Below are 17,031 nucleotides of genomic sequence, written 5' to 3'. Positions count from 1 at the left end.
ACCGGGTCCGCCGAGGTCGCGCGATGTTTATGGTGATCGGGTGACTGAGTCCACGATGGCGGGTTCCGCGGCTTCCACAGGTTCAGCAGGTCCCTCTTCCTACCTCCGATTCCCCCATCTGCACGGCGACCTGGTCGCCTTCACCGCCGAGGACGACGTCTGGCTCGCACCGCTGGAGGGGGGCCGGGCCTGGCGGGTCAGCGCCGACAACGTTCCGGTGACCCTGCCCCGGATCTCGCCCGACGGCACGACCGTCGCCTGGACCTCCACCCGCGACGGCGCCCCCGAGGTGCACATCGCCCCCGTCACCGGAGGCCCCGCCAAGCGGCTGACGCACTGGGGCAGTTGGCGTACCCAGGTGCGCGGCTGGACCCCCGGCGGCGAGGTCCTCGCGCTCAGCACCCAGGGCCAGCCCAGCCTGCGCCGCACCTGGGCCCGGGCCGTCCCGCTGGACGGCGGTCCGGCGACGACGCTGCCGTACGGACCCGTCGGGGACGTGGCGTTCGGCCCGTCCACCGTCCTGCTGTCCGCGCCGATGGGCCGCGAGGCCGCCTGGTGGAAGCGCTACCGGGGCGGTACGGCGGGCAAGTTGTGGATCGACGCCCAGGGCGACGGCGAGTTCGTACGGCTGCACCAGGAGCTGGACGGGAACCTCGAGTACCCGGTGTGGGTGGGGGAGCGGATCGGCTTCCTCTCCGACCACGAGGGCACGGGAGCCTTCTACTCCTCCCTCGCCGACGGCTCCGACCTGCGCCGCCACACCCCTCTCGGGGGTACCTCCCGCTCGGGCGGAGCCGAGAGCGGGGAAGGTTTCTACGCCCGGCACGCGGCCACCGACGGCCACCGGGTCGTCTACGCCAGTGCCGGTGAACTGTGGCTGCTCGACGACCTGGAGGGCGCCGAGCCCCGGCGCCTCGACATACGGCTCGGCGGGCCCCGCGTCGACCTTCAGCCCTACCCTGTGCACGCCTCCCGCTGGCTCGGCGAGGCGTCCCCCGACCACACCGCGCGCGGCAGCGCCGTCTCCGTGCGCGGCGCCGTTCACTGGGTCACCCATCGCTCCGGGCCCGCCCGCGCGCTGGCCGCCCGGCCCGGCGTACGCGCCCGGCTGCCGCGCGCCTTCCGTGCCGACGGCGAGGACTGGGTGGTGTGGGTGACGGACGCCGAGGGCGAGGACGCCCTGGAGTTCGCCCCGGCGACCGGCCCGGCCCCGGGCGCCATCCCGCGCCGGCTCGCCGTCGGCCGGCTCGGCCGGGTCCTCGAACTGGCCATGGCGCCCGACGGCAGCCGCGCCGCCGTCGCCGCGCACGACGGACGGCTGCTGCTCGTCGAGCGGGAGACCGGCGAGGTGCGCGAGGTCGACCGCAGCGCCGACGGCGAGGTGTCCGGCCTCGCCTTCTCGCCCGACTCGGCCTGGCTCGCCTGGTCGCACCCCGGCCCGCGCCCCCTCTCCCAGCTGCGCATCGCCCACACCACCGACCTGACGGTCACCGAGGCGACCCCGCTGCGCTTCCAGGACTACGCGCCCGCCTTCACACTCGACGGCAAGCACCTCGCCTTCCTGTCGACCCGCTCCTTCGATCCGGTCTACGACGAGCACGTCTTCGACCTGGCCTTCGTCGTCGGTGACCGTCCGCACCTCATCACCCTCGCCGCGACCACGCCCTCGCCGTTCGGCCCGCAGCGGCACGGCCGGCCCTTCGAGACCCCGGACCGCGACGAGACCCCCGACAGCGAGGGCACCCCGGTCACCCGTATCGACCTGGAGGGTCTCGCCGACCGGATCGTGCCCTTCCCGGTCGAGGCCGCCCGCTACTCCAACCTGCGGGCCGCGAAGGACGGCGTGCTGTGGCTGCGGCACCCCGTGCGGGGCGTCCTCGGCGCCTCCCGCGCCACCCCCGAGGACCCGGACCCCAAGACCGAGCTGGAGCGCTACGACCTGGTCCAGCAGAGAGTCGAGCACCTCGCCGCCGACGCCGACCACTTCGAGGTCAGCGGGGACGGCAAACGCGTCCTGCTGTGGACCGACGAGCGCCTGCGGGTCGTCCCCAGCGACCGGCGCGCCTCCTCCGACGACGACGGCGACACCAGCGTCACGGTCGACCTCTCCCGGGTACGGCAGACCGTCGACCCGGCGGCCGAGTGGCGGCAGATGTACGAGGAGACCGGCCGCATCATGCGGGACCAGTTCTGGCGGCCCGACCTCAGCGGGGTCGACTGGGACGGCGTCCTCGACCGCTACCGCCCCGTGCTCGACCGCGTCGCCACCCACGACGACCTCATCGACCTGCTGTGGGAGGTGCAGGGCGAACTCGGCACCTCGCACGCCTACGTCGTCCCGCGCGGCGGACACGGCTCCGGCGCCCGGCAGGGGTTGCTCGGCGCCGACATCTCCCGCCATCCGGACGGCAGTTGGCGCATCGACCGGGTCCTGCCCTCGGAGACGTCCGACCCCGCCGCCCGCTCCCCGCTCGCCGCGCCCGGCGTCGCTGTGCGCGCCGGGGACTCGATCGTCGCCGTCGGCGGCCTCCCGGTCGACCCCGTGACCGGCCCCGGCCCCCTCCTCGTCGGCACGGCGGGACACGCCGTCGAGCTGACCGTCTCACCGTCCGGCGGCGGCGACCTGCGCCACGCGGTCGTGGTCCCGATCGCCGACGAGGAGCCGCTGCGCTACCACGCATGGGTCGCCGACCGCCGCGCCTACGTCCACGAACGCTCCGGCGGCCGGCTCGGCTACCTCCACGTGCCCGACATGCAGGCCCCCGGCTGGGCGCAGATCCACCGGGACCTGCGGGTCGAGGTGGCCCGGGAGGGCCTTGTCGTCGACGTCCGCGAGAACCGGGGCGGCCACACGTCCCAGCTCGTCGTGGAGAAGCTGGCCCGCAGGATCGTCGGCTGGGTCGTACCGCGCGGCCTACGCCCGTACAGCTACCCGCACGACGCGCCCCGCGGCCCCGTGGTCGCAGTCGCCAACGAGTTCTCCGGCTCGGACGGCGACATCGTCAACGCGGCGATACGCGCGCTCGGCATCGGCCCCGTCGTCGGCACACGCACGTGGGGCGGCGTCATCGGCATCGACAACCGCTACCACCTGGTCGACGACACGCTCGTCACCCAGCCCAAGTACGCGTTCTGGCTGGAGGGTTACGACTGGGGGGTGGAGAACCACGGGGTGGACCCGGACGTGGAGGTGCCGCAGCGCCCGCAGGACTGGGCGGCGGGCCGGGACCCTCAGCTGGACGAGGCGGTGGCGCTGGCGCTGGCCTCGCTGGAGAACACGCCCGCGAAGGTGCCGCCGCAGCTGCCCTGACCGTCCGGGGGCTGCCGTCCCGGACCCCCGTTTCGGCCTGAACGGCCTCGTCCTCAAGCGCCGGACGGGCTGGTTTCCGGCACCCTCGCTACCATGCACCCGTACGAGATCACCGGAGCGAGGAGGCACACCTATGCCAGGGGAGCCGCAGGACGACTGTCTGTTCTGCAAGATCGTCGCGGGGCACGTCCCGGCGACGATCGTCCGTGAGACGGAGACCACCGTCGCCTTCCGGGACATCAACCCCCAGGCGCCCACCCACGTCCTGGTGATCCCCAGGGTGCACTACAGGGACGCCGCCGAACTCGCCGCCGCCGAACCGGCCGTCGCCGCCGACATACTGCGCGAGGCCAAGGCGGTCGCCGACGAGGACAAGCTCGAGAGCTACCGCATGGTCTTCAACACCGGCAGCGGCGCGGGCCAGACCGTCTGGCACGCCCACGCCCACGTCCTCGGCGGCCGCGGCATGCAGTGGCCCCCCGGGTAGGCCGGTGAGTCACCGTGTCCGCACGTGAACTGGTGGTCCTCGGCACCGCCAGCCAGGTCCCCACCCGGCACCGCAACCACAACGGCTATCTGCTGCGCTGGGACGGCGAGGGCATCCTCTTCGACCCCGGCGAGGGCACACAGCGCCAGATGCTGCGCGCCGGCGTCGCCGCCCACGACCTGAACCGGATCTGCGTCACGCACTTCCACGGGGACCACTCGCTGGGCCTGCCCGGTGTCATCCAGGGCATCAACCTGAACCGGGTGCCCCACTCCGTCACGGCCCACTACCCGCGCTCGGGTCAGCGCTTCTTCGACCGGCTGCGGTACGCGAGCGCCTACCACGAGTCGGTCGAGATCATCGAGGCCCCCGTGGACCGGGACGGCGACCTCGTGGTGACCCCGGCGTACACGCTCCGGACCCACAAGCTGTCGCATCCCGTCGAGGCGTACGGCTACCGGCTCGTCGAGCCCGACGGGCGCCGCATGCTCCCCGAGCGGCTCGCCGCGCACGGGATCGAGGGACCGGACGTGGGCCGGATCCAGCGCGAGGGCGTCCTCGGCGACGTGACACTGGACGACGTCAGCGAGCCTCGGTACGGCCAGCGGTTCGCGTTCGTCATGGACACCCGGCTGTGCGACGGGGTGTACGCCCTCGCGGAGGGCTGCGACATGCTCGTCATCGAGTCCACGTTCCAGGACGAGGACGCGGAACTCGCCGAAGACTCCGGGCATCTGACGGCCGGTCAGGCGGGCCGGGTCGCCCATGAGGCCGGCGTGCGCCACCTGGTGCTCACCCACTTCAGCCAGCGCTACTCCGAGCCGGAGGTGTGCGAGCGACAGGCGCGGGCCGCCGGCTTCGAGGGGGAGCTGACCCTGGCGCACGACCTGCAGACGGTGCCGGTCCCGAAGCGCAGGTGAAACGGCCGTACGATGCTTTGATGCCCCTCCCCAAAGCGGAACTGCACCTCCACATCGAAGGTACCCTCGAGCCCGAGCTGGCGTTCGCGCTGGCCGCGCGCAACGGGGTCGAGCTGCCGTACGCCGACACGGACGCGCTCCGTGAGGCGTACCGCTTCTCGGACCTCCAGTCCTTCCTGAACCTGTACTACGGACTGATGGCCGTCCTGCGCACCGAGCGGGACTTCGAGGACCTCGCGAACGCCTACCTCGCCCGCGCCGCGGCGCAGGGCGTGCGGCACGCGGAGATCTTCTTCGACCCGCAGGCCCACATCGCCCGGGGTGTGGCGCTGGGCACGGTCGTGGAGGGGCTGTGGGCGGCCCTCGGCAGCAGCGAGGAGAACCACGGTGTCTCCACGCGGCTGATCATGTGCTTCCTGCGTGACGAGTCCGCCGACTCGGCACGGGAGACCCTGGAGGCGGCCAGACCCTACCTCGACCGCATCACCGGCGTCGGCCTCGACTCCGCCGAGGTCGGGCACCCGCCGGTCAAGTTCCGTGAGGTGTACGAGGCCGCGGCCGCGCTGGGCCTGCGGCGCGTGGCGCACGCGGGCGAGGAGGGGCCGCCGCAGTACATCACCGACTCCCTGGACCTGCTCGGTGTCGAGCGGATCGACCACGGGCTGCGCTGCATGGAGGACCCGGAGCTGGTCGCCCGGCTGGTCCGCGAGCGGGTGCCGCTGACCTTGTGCCCGCTGTCCAACGTCCGGCTGCGCGCCGTCGACACGCTGGCCGACCACCCCCTGCCCGCCATGCTCGACGCGGGCCTGCTGTGCACGGTCAACTCAGACGACCCGGCGTACTTCGGCGGCTACGTCGACGACAACTTCACGGCAGTGCGCTCGGCGCTGGGCCTCGACGAGCAGCGGCTGCGCGAGCTGGCGCGGAACTCGTTCCTGGCGGCGTTCCTGGCGGACGACGAGGAGCGGAGGGCTCGGTACCTGGCCGAGGTCGAGGCGTACGACTTCGGTTGATCAGCCGGCCTGACGCCAGTGCGGCGCTCCCCCGGAAGGCGCCGTCGTCTCGATCTTGCGTCTCGTCTCCCGCATCACCGTGACGATCTGCTCCTCGTGCTCCGGCGTCAGCCGGGCCACCGGTACCGAGCAGCTGATGGCGTCCAGCGCCGGTGCGTCGTAGCGCAGGGCGAAGCCGAAGCCGACGATGCCAAGGACGCCCTCCTCGCGGTCGATCGAATAGCCGCGGGAGCGGGTGGCGGCGAGGTCGGCCGCCAGCGCCGCGCGGGTCGTGTGCGTGTGGGGCGTCCGGGCCTCGTACGGCCCGTCGGGCAGGTCGGCGTCGGGGCGTTCGGCCAGCAGGGCCTTGCCCAGCGCGCCCACGTGCGCCGGCAGCCGCCGCCCCACCCGGCTGATCGTCCGCAGATATTCGTGCGACTCCCGCGTCGCCAGGTACGCCACGGACCATCCGTCGAGCCGTCCCAGGTGGATCGTCTCGCCCAGTGCCTGGGACGCCTCGTCGAGATACGGGCGTACGACGTGTACGCGCGGGTCCGAGTCGAGGTAGCTGGTGCCGGTCAGCAGCGCGTGGATGCCGATGCCGTAGAGCGAGCCGGTGGCGTCGGTGCGGACCCAGCCGCGGGAGATCAGGGTCTGCAGCAGCGCGTACATCGAGCTGCGTGGCACCCCGAGTTCGTCCGCCAGTTCCTGCAGCCGTGCCGGGCGGTCGCCGCGTTCGGCGAGCAGTTCCAGCAGCTCCACCGTGCGCGCCGCGGACTTCACCTCACGGACGCCCGCTGTCGCGCCCCCTGTCTCCGACATGTGGCGATCGTAATCGGGGCGACCGCACCGTTGACGCCTTCTGTTCGTGTATCTAATCTCTGTCTCCATACGTAGATGATGTCTACATCGGGAGATGGACGAAGGGTGACGCTCCATACGGATGTGGCGCGGCGGCTGCGCGACGGGATGGCGGACGGCGTGCTGTCGTTCCCGCTCACCGCCTTCCACGCGGACGGCTCCCTCGACCCCGACGGCTTCCGCGCCCATGTCGCGGCGCAGATCGCCACCGCACCGGGCGCCGTCTTCCCGGCCTGCGGCACCGGCGAGTTCTTCTCGCTGGACGAGGGAGAGTACCGGCGAGTCGTCGAGGTCACCGTCGAGCAGGCCGCCGGCCGTGTGCCCGTCGTCGCCGGCACCGGGTACGGCTGGGCGCAGGCCGCCCGCTTCGCCCGGATCGCCGAGGAGGCCGGCGCCGACGCGCTGCTCGTCCTGCCGCACTACCTCATCGCCGCACCCCAGGACGGGCTCGTCGGGCAGCTCGAGGAACTGGCCGCCCGCACCCGGCTGCCGCTCATCGTCTACCAGCGCGGCCAAGTCGCCTTCACCGCCGACTCGTTGCGGCGTATCGCGCGCATCCCGAACGTCATCGGCCTCAAGGACGGCCACAGCGACCTCGACCGGCTGCAGCGGCTGACGCTCGCCGCGCCCGAGGGCTTCCTGTTCTTCAACGGAGCCGCCACCGCCGAGATCCAGGCCCGCGCCTACGCCACCGTCGGTGTCCCCGCCTACTCCTCCGCCGTCCACGCCTTCGCGCCCGAGATCGCGAACGCCTTCTTCGCCGCCCTGCACGGCGACGACCACGGGACGGTCGACAAGCTGCTGCGCTCCTTCTACGTCCCCTTCGTCGAACTGCGCGACCGTGTACCGGGATACGCCGTCTCGCTGGTGAAGGCGGCGGCCCGGCTGCGCGGCCGCCCGGTGGGACCCGTGCGCGCCCCGCTCACCGAACCCTCGCCCGCCGATGTCGCCGACCTGAAGACCCTGCTCGCCACCGGACTCGACCTCGTTGGAGCCGCCCTGTGAACCTCACGATCGAGAGCGTCCGCCTGACGCCGATCCTGGTCGCCGACCCGCCGCTGCTGAACACGCAGGGCGTCCACCAGCCGTACACCCCCCGTCTGATCATCGAGGTCGAGACGGCGGACGGGATCACGGGCATCGGCGAGACGTACGGCGACACCAAGTACCTGGAGCTGGCGCAGCCGTTCGCGGAGAAGCTGAAGGGGCGTCAGGCAAGCGATCTCAACGGGCTGTTCGGCGTCGCGGACGAGGTGGCCGTGGACGCCTCCCGGGTCTCCGGTCAGGTCGACGTCGGCGGGCTGCGCGGCGTGCAGACCGCCGACAAGCTGCGGCTGTCCGTCGTCTCCGGCTTCGAGGTCGCCTGCCTCGACGCCCTCGGCAAGGCGCTCGGCCTGCCCGTGCACACACTGCTCGGCGGCAAGGTGCGCGACGCGGTCGAGTACAGCGCGTACCTCTTCTACAGGTGGGCCGGCCATCCGGAGGGCGTGCCTTGCGAGAAGGACGACTGGGGCGCGGCCGTCGACCCGGCCGGAGTCGTCGAGCAGGCGCGGAAGTTCAAGGAGCGCTACGGCTTCACGTCCTTCAAGCTCAAGGGCGGTGTCTTCGCGCCCGAGGAGGAGATCGCCGCGGTACGCGCCCTCGCCGAGGCGTTCCCCGGGCACCCGCTGCGCCTGGACCCCAACGGTGCCTGGTCCGTCGAGACCTCGCTCAAGGTCGCCGAGGAACTGGGTGACGTCCTCGAGTACCTGGAGGACCCGGCGCTCGGCACGCCCGCCATGGCGGAGGTGGCCGCGCGGACCGGCGTTCCGCTGGCCACCAACATGTGCGTGACGACGTTCGCCGAGATCAAGGAGGCGTTCACGCGCGACGCCGTCCAGGTCGTCCTCTCCGACCACCACTACTGGGGCGGGCTGCGCAACACTCAGCAACTGGCCGCCATCTGCCGCACGTTCGGCGTCGGCGTCTCCATGCACTCCAACACCCACCTGGGGATCAGCCTGGCCGCGATGACCCACGTCGCGTCCACGGTCCCGAACCTCCACCACGCCTGCGACTCCCACTACCCCTGGCAGTCGGAGGACGTCCTCACCGAGCGCATGACGTTCGAGAGCGGCAAGGTCGCCGTCTCCGATCTCCCCGGCCTGGGCGTCGAACTCGACCACGACAAGCTGCGCTTCCTGCACCGGAGGTGGCTCGACGACGACGGCACGCTGAAGGACCGCGACGACGCGGCCGCGATGCGCGTCGCCGACCCCGACTGGACCACTCCTCCGGTGCCGCGCTGGTAGGTATGACGGGCTTCTTCGTCGAGGGCGTGTTCTCCGTCGTCCTCGGCCTCGTCGCCTACCGCTTCCAGGTGGGACTGCCGGCCGCGGTTCCCGTGGCTGTTCGCGATCGCCGCCGGCTGGGTCAGCGGCCCGAACTCGGAGTACGGGGCCGTTCGACGTGAGCGGACGCTCACTGTGCGTGGTGTGGTGCAGACTGGCCAGATCCGTACCACGTCAGGGAGCGCACCGTGACCGCGTCCAAAGCGTTCGCCGGAGAGGAACCGGAGTACGTCGCCGAGGCAGCTGTCTGTCAGACCCATGTCGACCCGCTGGCGGGCCTGCGCACGCCGGACGATCCGCCCTGGGACGTCTACCTCACGGGAACGGTCTTCCTGGACATCATCTTCACCGGGCTCGACTCCGCCCCGGTGCGCGGGACCGAGTCCTGGGCACGCGGGATGGGGTCGAGCCCGGGCGGTGTGGCGAACATGGCCGCCGCGCTGGCCCGGCTGGGACTGAGGACGTCCCTGGCGGCGGCCTTCGGCGACGACCACTACGGCGAGTACTGCTGGGACGCGCTCGCCCGGGGGGAGGGCATCGACCTGTCCCCGTCGCGCACGGTGCCCGACTGGCACTCCCCGGTCACCGTCTCCATGGCGTACGAGGGTGAGCGCACGATGGTCTCCCACGGCCACGAGCCGCCCATGGAGGCCGTTTTCGGCGAGGACGGGGGCCCGGAGTGCCCGCCGTGCGCGCGGGCCGCCGTCGCCTCCCTGACCCCTGGCCGGCGCGCTCCCTGGATCGCCCAGGCCGCCCGCAAGGGCGCGCGTATCTTCGCCGACGTCGGCTGGGACGACACGGGCGCGTGGGACCTGTCGGGACTCGCCGACCTCGAACACTGCGAGGCGTTCCTGCCGAACGCGACGGAGGCCATGCGCTACACCAGCGCCGACTCCCCGCGCGCCGCCGCCCACGCCCTGACCGAGTACGTGCCGCTCGCCGTGGTCACCCTCGGCTCCGAGGGCGCCTACGCCGTCGACCGCCGCACCGGCGAGACCGCCGAGGTCCCCGCCATCGCCGTGGAGGCCCTCGACCCGACCGGCGCCGGGGACGTGTTCGTCGCGGGCTTCGTCACCGGCACCCTCGCCGACTGGCCGCTGGCGGACCGGCTGGCCTTCGCCGGGCTCACCGCCGCGCTGTCCGTCCAGGAGTTCGGCGGCTCCCTGTCGGCCCCCGGCTGGACCGAGATCGGCGCGTGGTGGCGCAGGGTGCAGTCCGTGCCGGGCCAGGACCCGGCCGCCCTGCGCCGGTACGCCTTTCTTGAGCGTCTGGTCCCGGAGGAACCGGCACGGCCCTGGCCACTGCGCCGGGCGGTGCCGACGATCGGCTTCCGGCGTTCGGCGTAGGCTGTGGGGGTTTCTTCGCGGGTGTGGCGTTCGGCTGCGGGGTGGTCGGTGAGCGGTGTGTGGTGCTGCTGGAGCGGGCCCGCCCTGGGCGCCCGCCGAGCGGTGCAGGCTGCCGGCGTTCCGTCCGAGGCGGCCGGAGCCCGTCACGGGTGTGGCGCGTGATGCCGTGAGCATACGGAAAAGGCCTACGGCGTTGTCGGTGCACCGTCGTACCCTTGAATCGCGAGGCCGCCCTCAGCTACGCGGCCGTGACGAGGAGGAACCGCAGGCCTTAAGCGCCGGCCCATGACTCAGACACCCACAGCTCACACCCCCGCGCAGGGGCAGGCGAGAGCACAGTTCACGGTCCCCGCACAGCACCCGATGGTCACCGTCCTGGGATCCGGCGATTCCCTCCTGCGCGTGATCGAGAAGGCCTTCCCGGCGGCCGACATCCATGTCCGGGGCAATGAGATCAGCGCGGTCGGCGAGCCGGGTGAAGTCGCGCTCGTCCAGCGCCTGTTCGACGAGATGATGCTGGTGCTCCGCACCGGACAGCCGATGACGGAGGACGCAGTGGAACGCTCGATCGCGATGCTGCGGGCGAGTGAGGACGGGGAGGGCCCGGCGGAAACCCCGGCCGAGGTTCTGACGCAGAACATCCTTTCCTCGCGCGGCCGCACGATCCGCCCCAAGACCCTCAACCAGAAGCGGTACGTCGACGCGATCGACAAGCACACGATCGTCTTCGGCATCGGCCCCGCGGGCACCGGCAAGACCTATCTCGCCATGGCCAAGGCGGTGCAGGCCCTGCAGTCCAAGCAGGTCAACCGCATCATCCTGACCCGTCCCGCGGTCGAGGCCGGCGAGCGCCTGGGCTTCCTGCCCGGCACGCTCTACGAGAAGATCGACCCCTATCTGCGCCCGCTGTACGACGCGCTGCACGACATGCTCGACCCCGACTCCATCCCGCGCCTGATGGCGGCGGGCACGATCGAGGTCGCGCCGCTGGCCTACATGCGCGGCCGTACGCTCAACGACGCCTTCATCATCCTGGACGAGGCCCAGAACACGAGCCCCGAGCAGATGAAGATGTTCCTCACCCGCCTCGGCTTCGACTCGAAGATCGTCATCACCGGTGACGTGACCCAGGTCGACCTGCCGAACGGCACCAAGTCCGGCCTCCGGCAGGTGCAGGACATCCTGGAGGGCCTCGACGACGTCCACTTCTCCCGCCTCTCCTCCCACGATGTCGTACGGCACAAGCTGGTGGGCCGTATCGTCGACGCGTACGAGAAGTACGACAGCACGCACGGCACCGAGAACGGCACCCACAAGGGCGGCCGGGGCAGGTCCGGGCACAAGGGGAAGTAGAGACACGGCGCCACCATGTCGATCGACGTCAACAACGAGTCCGGAACCGAGGTCGACGAGCAGGCGATCCTCGACATCGCCCGCTACGCGCTCGCGCGGATGCGCATCCACCCCCTCTCCGAGCTCTCGGTGATCGTCGTGGACGCCGACGCCATGGAGCAGCTGCACATCCAGTGGATGGACCTGCCCGGGCCGACCGACGTCATGTCCTTCCCGATGGACGAGCTGCGCCCGCCCGCCAAGGACGACGACGAGCCGCCGCAGGGGCTGCTCGGCGACATCGTGCTGTGCCCCGAGGTCGCCGCCAAGCAGGGCGCCGAGGCGCCGACGCAGCACACCATGGACGAGGAGCTCCAACTGCTCACCGTCCACGGTGTGCTGCACCTGCTCGGCTACGACCACGAGGAACCGGACGAGAAGGCCGAGATGTTCGGCCTCCAGGCCGCCATCGTGGACGGCTGGCGGGCGGAGAAGGGCCTGACCGGTCCGTCCCCGGCGCCGACGGTCTCGTAGCCGGACCGGTCCCGTATGAATCCGCAGATCGTCGTCGGTGCAATCGCACTCGTCGTCGTGGCCTGGCTCGCCGCCTGCGCCGAGGCCGGCATCGCGCGCGTCTCCAGCTTCCGCGCCGAGGAGGCCGTCAAGTCCGGGCGGCGCGGCAGCGCGAAGCTCGCGCAGGTCGCCGCCGACCCCACGCGCTATCTCAACGTGGCGCTGCTGGTCCGCGTGACCTGCGAGATGGCCGCCGCCGCGCTGGTCACCTACGCCTGTCTCCAGGAGTTTTCCGACAGCACGGCCGAGGCGCTCCTGGTCGCCATCGCCGTCATGGTCCTCGTGTCGTACGTCGCCGTCGGCGTCTCCCCGCGCACCATCGGCCGCCAGCACCCGCTGAACACGGCGACGGCCGCGGCGTACGTGCTGCTGCCGCTCGCCCGGGTCATGGGGCCGATCCCGTCGCTGCTGATCCTCATCGGCAACGCGCTCACCCCCGGCAAGGGCTTCCGCCGTGGTCCGTTCGCGTCCGAGGCCGAGCTGCGCGCCCTGGTCGACCTCGCCGAGCAGGAGTCGCTGATCGAGGACGAGGAGCGCCGCATGGTGCACTCGGTCTTCGAACTCGGCGACACCCTCGTGCGGGAGGTCATGGTCCCGCGCACCGACCTGATCGTCATCGAGCGCTACAAGACCATCCGCCAGGCCCTCACGCTCGCCCTGCGCTCCGGCTTCTCCCGCATCCCGGTGACGGGCGAGAGCGAGGACGACATCGTCGGGATGGTGTATCTGAAGGACCTGGTCCGCAAGACGCACATCAGCCGCGACGCCGAGAACGACCTGGTGTCCACGGCCATGCGTCCCGCGTTCTTCGTGCCCGACACCAAGAACGCGGGCGACCTGCTGCGCGAGATGCAGAAGGAGCGCAACCACGTCGCCGTCGTCATCGACGAGTACGGCGGCACGGCCGGCATCGTCACCATCGAGGACATCCTCGAGGAGATCGTCGGCGAGATCACCGACGAGTACGACCGCGAACTGCCGCCCGTGGAGGAGCTGGGCGACGACCGGTACCGGGTCACCGCCCGCCTCGACATCACCGACCTCGGCGAGCTGTACGGCCTCGAGGAGTACGACGACGAGGACGTGGAGACCGTCGGCGGACTGCTCGCCAAGGCGCTGGGCCGGGTGCCGATCGCCGGGGCCTCCGCGGTCGTCGACCTGCCGGACGGCCGCGAACTGCGCCTCACGGCGGAGGCCGCGGCGGGCCGCCGGAACAAGATCGTGACCGTCCTGGTGGAACCGATCGGCCCGGCCGAACCCCCGGAGGAGGCGCCCGAGTGACCCCGCACCGGCTGCGCTCCCTCTGCCTTTCCTTCAACGCGGTCGTGGAGGACTTTCCGTTCGATCCGGAGACGTCGGTCTTCAAGGTCCAGGGCAAGATGTTCGCGCTGACGAGCCTGGACGCGCGCCCGCTGACGGTGAACCTCAAGTGCGACCCGGAGGACGCGATCCGGCTGCGCGCCGAGCACGAAGGGCTGATCGTCCCGGGCCGGCACATGAACAAGCGCCACTGGAACACGGTCACCGTGGACGGCGAGCTCCCGGACCGCCTGATCCGGGAGCTCGTCGAGGACTCGTACGACCTCGTCGTCGCCGGGCTGCCGCGCGCCGACCGGCTCCGCCTCGACCGCCCCTGAACGGTTTCCCAGGCCCAGCGCCACCAGCACCGCCGCCGCGGGCACGATCACCGCGTCCAGCGCCGGCACCGTGTGGACGCCCGACAGCAGATCGTCCGAGGTCGTGGCCGGCACGCCGAGCAGCGGGATGCCGACGGTGATGCCGGTCTGCTGCGCCGGGGTCACCAGGCCCGTGGCCAGGCCCTGTTCCTCGTCCGGGACGCCCGACGTGGCCGTCAGGCCGTAGGAGATGATCGCGCCCAGGTGGCACATGCTCGCCAGCGACACGGCCGCCGTGGCGAGCCACACCGACCCCGACTCGCTGTACCGCTCCCGGTCCAAGAGCTGGGAGTGCAACGCCGTACCGTCGTCGCGCAGTTCCGGGCCGCCAGTTCGGCCCGTCCCGACGACGAGGGCTTCCAGGCACTGCTTGCCCAACTGACCGAGGTGAGCTCCGAGTTCGCGACGCTGTGGGCCGAGCGCGACATCGAGGACGCCGGGCAGATCCGCACGGAACTGGACCATCCGCGGGCCGGTCTGCCGTGTGTGGAGTCGACGGCGATGAAGGTGCCGGCCCGCCCCGGCCTGACGATCGTGCCGCACACCCCGCTGGACGAGGCGAACACCGCGGCGAAACTGGAGTGGCTGGCCACGCCGGAGGGGCGGCGCGGGGCGATGTACCCCGTGGCGGGGTGAGCGGGGCGGTGCTCCGTATGCTCGGGGCATGACCGACAGCAACGGGCTCGCCCCGGAGGACCGCAAGATCGTCACCCTGGCCCGCTCCGCACGGGCCCGCAACGGCGTGCCCGAGGGCGCGGCCGTACGGGACGAGACGGGCCGTACGTACGTCGCCGGGACCGTGACCCTCGACTCCCTCAAGCTCAGCGCCCTGCAGACGGCGGTGGCGATGGCGGTGGCGTCCGGGGCGAAGTCGCTGGAGGCGGCGGCGGTGGTGACGGAGGCGGAGACGGCGTCCGAGGCCGACCTGGCGGCCGTACGCGACCTGGGCGGTCCTGCGACGCCGGTACTGGTGGCGGGGCTCGACGGAGCGGTACGGGCCACGGTCACGGCGGGCTGACCGGACCTGGGGAGCAGCCCCGCGGCTGCCGGGGCCGCTCGTGTCCGACCGAGCGTTCAGGCCCGCCGGCCCGCCGGTCCGCGGCTCAGAGCGCGTCGGGGCCGCGTTCGCCCGTCCGGACCCGTACGACCGTCTCGACGGGCAGCGCCCACACCTTGCCGTCGCCGATCTTCCCCGTCTGCGCGGCCTTGACGATCGCGTCGATCACGGCGTCGGAGTCCGCGTCCTCGACGACGACCTCGATCCGCACCTTGGGCACCAGGTCCACCCGGTACTCGGCACCCCGGTACACCTCGGTATGGCCGCGCTGACGGCCGTACCCGCTGGCCTCGGTCACGGTCAGACCGTGCACGCCCAGCTCCTGGAGCGCGGCCTTGACCGCGTCGAGGCGGTGGGGCTTGACGATCGCGGTGATGAGCTTCATGCCTGCGGCTCGACCTTCTGGACGGAGTTGATCACGGAGGGGACGACGATCGTAGGCCGTCCCGGCGTGCACCGTAAGGTCCAGGCCGGGCGAACCGGAGGAGGCGGCGCCCATTCGGTCTCCACCGGTGTGGGCCGGTGCCAGGGAGTCACCGCTTCGGAGCTCCGATCGCGCAGGGGTGTGCTTCCGTGACGTTTCGTCGTGGGCGGGTTTCCGGAATCTCACCGTGTGCGCGGTGGTGCGGCCGGGCCTCGTGGATCAGGGACAATGAACGCCATGAGCGTTCGTACCCAGTCATCCGAGCAGCCGGCCGAGGCCGTCCACCGTGCCGGCTTCGCCTGCTTCGTGGGCCGTCCCAACGCGGGCAAGTCCACCCTCACGAACGCTCTGGTCGGGCAGAAGGTGGCGATCACGTCCAACCGGCCGCAGACGACGCGGCACACGGTACGGGGCATCGTGCACCGCCCCGACGCCCAGCTGATCCTGGTCGACACGCCTGGCCTGCACAAGCCGCGCACGCTGCTGGGCGAGCGCCTGAACGACGTGGTCCGTACGACGTGGGCCGAGGTCGACGTGATCGGCTTCTGCCTCCCGGCGGACCAGAAGATCGGTCCGGGCGACCGCTTCATCGCGAAGGAACTGGCGGGGATCCGCAAGACCCCGAAGGTGGCGATCGTCACCAAGACGGACCTGGTCGACTCCAAGGCCCTGGCCGAGCAGCTGATCGCGATCGACCAGCTGGGCAAGGAGCTGGGCTTCGAGTGGGCGGAGATCGTCCCGGTGTCGGCGGTGGGGTCCAAGCAGGTGGACCTCCTGGCGGACCTCCTGATCCCCCTCCTCCCGGAGGGCCCGGCGCTCTACCCCGAGGGCGACCTCACGGACGAGCCCGAGCAGGTCATGGTGGCCGAGCTGATCCGCGAGGCGGCGCTGGAGGGCGTCCGCGACGAGCTGCCGCACTCGATCGCGGTGGTCGTGGAGGAGATGCTCCCCCGCGAGGACCGCCCGGCCGACCGCCCCCTCCTGGACATCCACGCCAACCTCTACATCGAACGCCCCAGCCAGAAGGGCATCATCATCGGCCCCAAGGGCAAGCGCCTGAAGGACGTCGGCATCAAGTCCCGCAAGCAGATCGAGGCGCTGCTGGGAACACCGGTCTTCCTGGACCTCCACGTGAAGGTGGCGAAGGACTGGCAGCGGGATCCCAAGCAGCTGCGGCGACTGGGGTTCTGAGCCTCGGAACCGTACAACCGACGTCGTGTCCGGGTCGCGGTGCCGGGAACCCGTCGGTCCGGCATCGCCATAACGTCAGACGGTCTCGAGCAGCTCCTCCAGCGCCTGGTCGTACGCCCGGAACTCCGCCTTCCCGACCTCGGGCGCGTCCGAATCGGGGCGGAGGATGCCGGGGAGGTGGGCAACCCGCCACATGCGGAAGACCAGTGCGGGAGCGCTTGCGCCCCCCGGGTCGGCCAGGTCGGAGGCGATGCCGAGGATCCGGGCGATTCCGGCAGCGCCCGAGCGGGTCTCCGTACCGACCGTGATGGCCGCGGTGATCAAGGCCTGCAGGACGTTGACGAGGTGCAGATCCGCGGCCATGCGGCACATGCGTCGCACCATCGATGGTTCCTCCAGCCCCTCGAGCGGCTGCGGGACCCCCGTGACGCCCGCGGACCACAGGAGCAGGAACGCCGCAGGCACCTCGTGGTGAACCGTCCCAGCTCGTCGACGATCGCCATGGCCGAGTCACAGAAGCGGCAGACGGACC

17 protein-coding genes and 2 pseudogenes are annotated in these 17,031 nt (G+C 71.7%); 15 read left to right on the top strand and 4 right to left on the bottom strand.

Annotated elements, in window-relative coordinates; translation table 11 throughout:
- Positions 1–55 precede the first annotated feature (55 nt).
- From IEZ19_RS12365 to IEZ19_RS12350, 4 genes are all read left to right on the top strand, one after another.
- Positions 56–3,310, top strand: a complete 3,255-nt coding sequence (locus tag IEZ19_RS12365; RefSeq protein WP_189311272.1) for a S41 family peptidase — start codon at positions 56–58, stop codon at positions 3,308–3,310.
- 133 nt (positions 3,311–3,443) lie between these two features.
- A complete protein-coding gene (locus tag IEZ19_RS12360; protein ID WP_189311184.1) occupies positions 3,444–3,797 on the top strand; it encodes a histidine triad nucleotide-binding protein in 354 nt (117 codons plus the stop codon).
- Between the two features lie 14 nt (positions 3,798–3,811).
- Positions 3,812–4,717, top strand: coding sequence for a ribonuclease Z (locus IEZ19_RS12355; RefSeq protein ID WP_189311183.1), 906 nt, complete (start codon positions 3,812–3,814; stop codon positions 4,715–4,717).
- Between the two features lie 20 nt (positions 4,718–4,737).
- Positions 4,738–5,730, top strand: coding sequence for an adenosine deaminase (locus IEZ19_RS12350; RefSeq protein WP_189311182.1), 993 nt, complete (start codon positions 4,738–4,740; stop codon positions 5,728–5,730).
- Here IEZ19_RS12350 and IEZ19_RS12345 read toward each other — a convergent pair whose 3' ends face one another.
- Positions 5,731–6,531, bottom strand: a complete 801-nt coding sequence (locus IEZ19_RS12345; protein WP_189311181.1) for an IclR family transcriptional regulator — start codon at positions 6,529–6,531, stop codon at positions 5,731–5,733. It lies immediately after the preceding gene.
- A gap of 105 nt (positions 6,532–6,636) precedes the next feature.
- On the opposite strand from IEZ19_RS12345, the gene IEZ19_RS12340 reads away from it, so the two are divergent.
- The 8 genes from IEZ19_RS12340 to IEZ19_RS12305 all read left to right on the top strand — a co-directional run bounded on the left by IEZ19_RS12340 (position 6,637) and on the right by IEZ19_RS12305 (position 13,788).
- Positions 6,637–7,575, top strand: a complete 939-nt coding sequence (locus IEZ19_RS12340; RefSeq protein ID WP_229840241.1) for a 5-dehydro-4-deoxyglucarate dehydratase — start codon at positions 6,637–6,639, stop codon at positions 7,573–7,575.
- Positions 7,572–8,861: a glucarate dehydratase family protein gene (locus IEZ19_RS12335; RefSeq protein WP_189311180.1), complete on the top strand. Its 1,290-nt coding sequence runs from the start codon at positions 7,572–7,574 to the stop codon at positions 8,859–8,861. The genes IEZ19_RS12340 and IEZ19_RS12335 overlap by 4 nt, the downstream gene beginning before the upstream one ends.
- A 2-nt stretch (positions 8,862–8,863) precedes the next feature.
- Positions 8,864–9,022 carry a hypothetical protein gene (locus tag IEZ19_RS12330; RefSeq protein WP_189311179.1) on the top strand — a complete coding sequence of 53 codons (159 nt, stop codon included), beginning with the start codon at positions 8,864–8,866 and terminating at the stop codon, positions 9,020–9,022.
- 66 nt (positions 9,023–9,088) lie between these two features.
- Positions 9,089–10,246 (top strand): carbohydrate kinase family protein, encoded by a 1,158-nt coding sequence (locus IEZ19_RS12325; protein ID WP_189311178.1) that lies wholly within the window; start codon positions 9,089–9,091, stop codon positions 10,244–10,246.
- Positions 10,247–10,531: 285 nt separating this feature from the next.
- Entirely contained in the window at positions 10,532–11,599 is a 1,068-nt protein-coding gene (locus IEZ19_RS12320) for a PhoH family protein (RefSeq protein WP_189311177.1), read from the top strand.
- A 15-nt stretch (positions 11,600–11,614) separates the two neighbouring features.
- The gene (gene ybeY / locus IEZ19_RS12315) at positions 11,615–12,112 is read left to right on the top strand and encodes an rRNA maturation RNase YbeY (RefSeq protein WP_189311176.1); all 498 of its coding nucleotides are present in this window, start codon (positions 11,615–11,617) and stop codon (positions 12,110–12,112) included.
- Between the two features lie 15 nt (positions 12,113–12,127).
- A complete protein-coding gene (locus tag IEZ19_RS12310; protein WP_189311175.1) occupies positions 12,128–13,432 on the top strand; it encodes a hemolysin family protein in 1,305 nt (434 codons plus the stop codon).
- Positions 13,429–13,788, top strand: a complete 360-nt coding sequence (locus IEZ19_RS12305; RefSeq protein ID WP_189311174.1) for an MmcQ/YjbR family DNA-binding protein — start codon at positions 13,429–13,431, stop codon at positions 13,786–13,788. Before IEZ19_RS12310 ends, IEZ19_RS12305 begins: the two co-directional genes overlap by 4 nt.
- Here IEZ19_RS12305 and IEZ19_RS50590 read toward each other — a convergent pair.
- Positions 13,753–14,085, bottom strand: a pseudogene (locus IEZ19_RS50590) (MFS transporter); the annotation flags it as partial. The gene IEZ19_RS12305 and the pseudogene IEZ19_RS50590 sit on opposite strands and share 36 nt — an antisense overlap.
- Here IEZ19_RS50590 and IEZ19_RS12300 point away from each other — a divergent pair.
- A pseudogene (locus IEZ19_RS12300) lies at positions 14,084–14,463 on the top strand (MmyB family transcriptional regulator); the annotation flags it as partial. The pseudogenes IEZ19_RS50590 and IEZ19_RS12300 sit on opposite strands and share 2 nt — an antisense overlap.
- A gap of 28 nt (positions 14,464–14,491) precedes the next feature.
- Positions 14,492–14,845 (top strand): cytidine deaminase-like protein, encoded by a 354-nt coding sequence (locus IEZ19_RS12295; protein ID WP_189311173.1) that lies wholly within the window; start codon positions 14,492–14,494, stop codon positions 14,843–14,845.
- Between the two features lie 85 nt (positions 14,846–14,930).
- Here IEZ19_RS12295 and IEZ19_RS12290 read toward each other — a convergent pair whose 3' ends face one another.
- Positions 14,931–15,269 (bottom strand): P-II family nitrogen regulator, encoded by a 339-nt coding sequence (locus IEZ19_RS12290; protein ID WP_189311172.1) that lies wholly within the window; start codon positions 15,267–15,269, stop codon positions 14,931–14,933.
- 276 nt (positions 15,270–15,545) lie between these two features.
- On the opposite strand from IEZ19_RS12290, the gene era reads away from it, so the two are divergent.
- Positions 15,546–16,499 (top strand): GTPase Era, encoded by a 954-nt coding sequence (era, locus tag IEZ19_RS12285; protein ID WP_189311171.1) that lies wholly within the window; start codon positions 15,546–15,548, stop codon positions 16,497–16,499.
- 75 nt (positions 16,500–16,574) lie between these two features.
- Here the strand turns inward: era and IEZ19_RS12280 are convergent, their stop codons facing one another.
- Entirely contained in the window at positions 16,575–16,883 is a 309-nt protein-coding gene (locus IEZ19_RS12280; RefSeq protein ID WP_189311170.1) for a hypothetical protein, read from the bottom strand.
- Positions 16,884–17,031: the final 148 nt, after the last annotated feature.

The organism is Streptomyces brasiliensis, assembly GCF_014647875.1.
Taxonomy (GTDB): Bacteria; Actinomycetota; Actinomycetes; order Streptomycetales; family Streptomycetaceae; genus Streptomyces; species Streptomyces brasiliensis.
The sequence above is the reverse complement of the archived record's forward strand: the minus strand, read 5'-3'. Positions and strand labels throughout refer to the sequence as shown.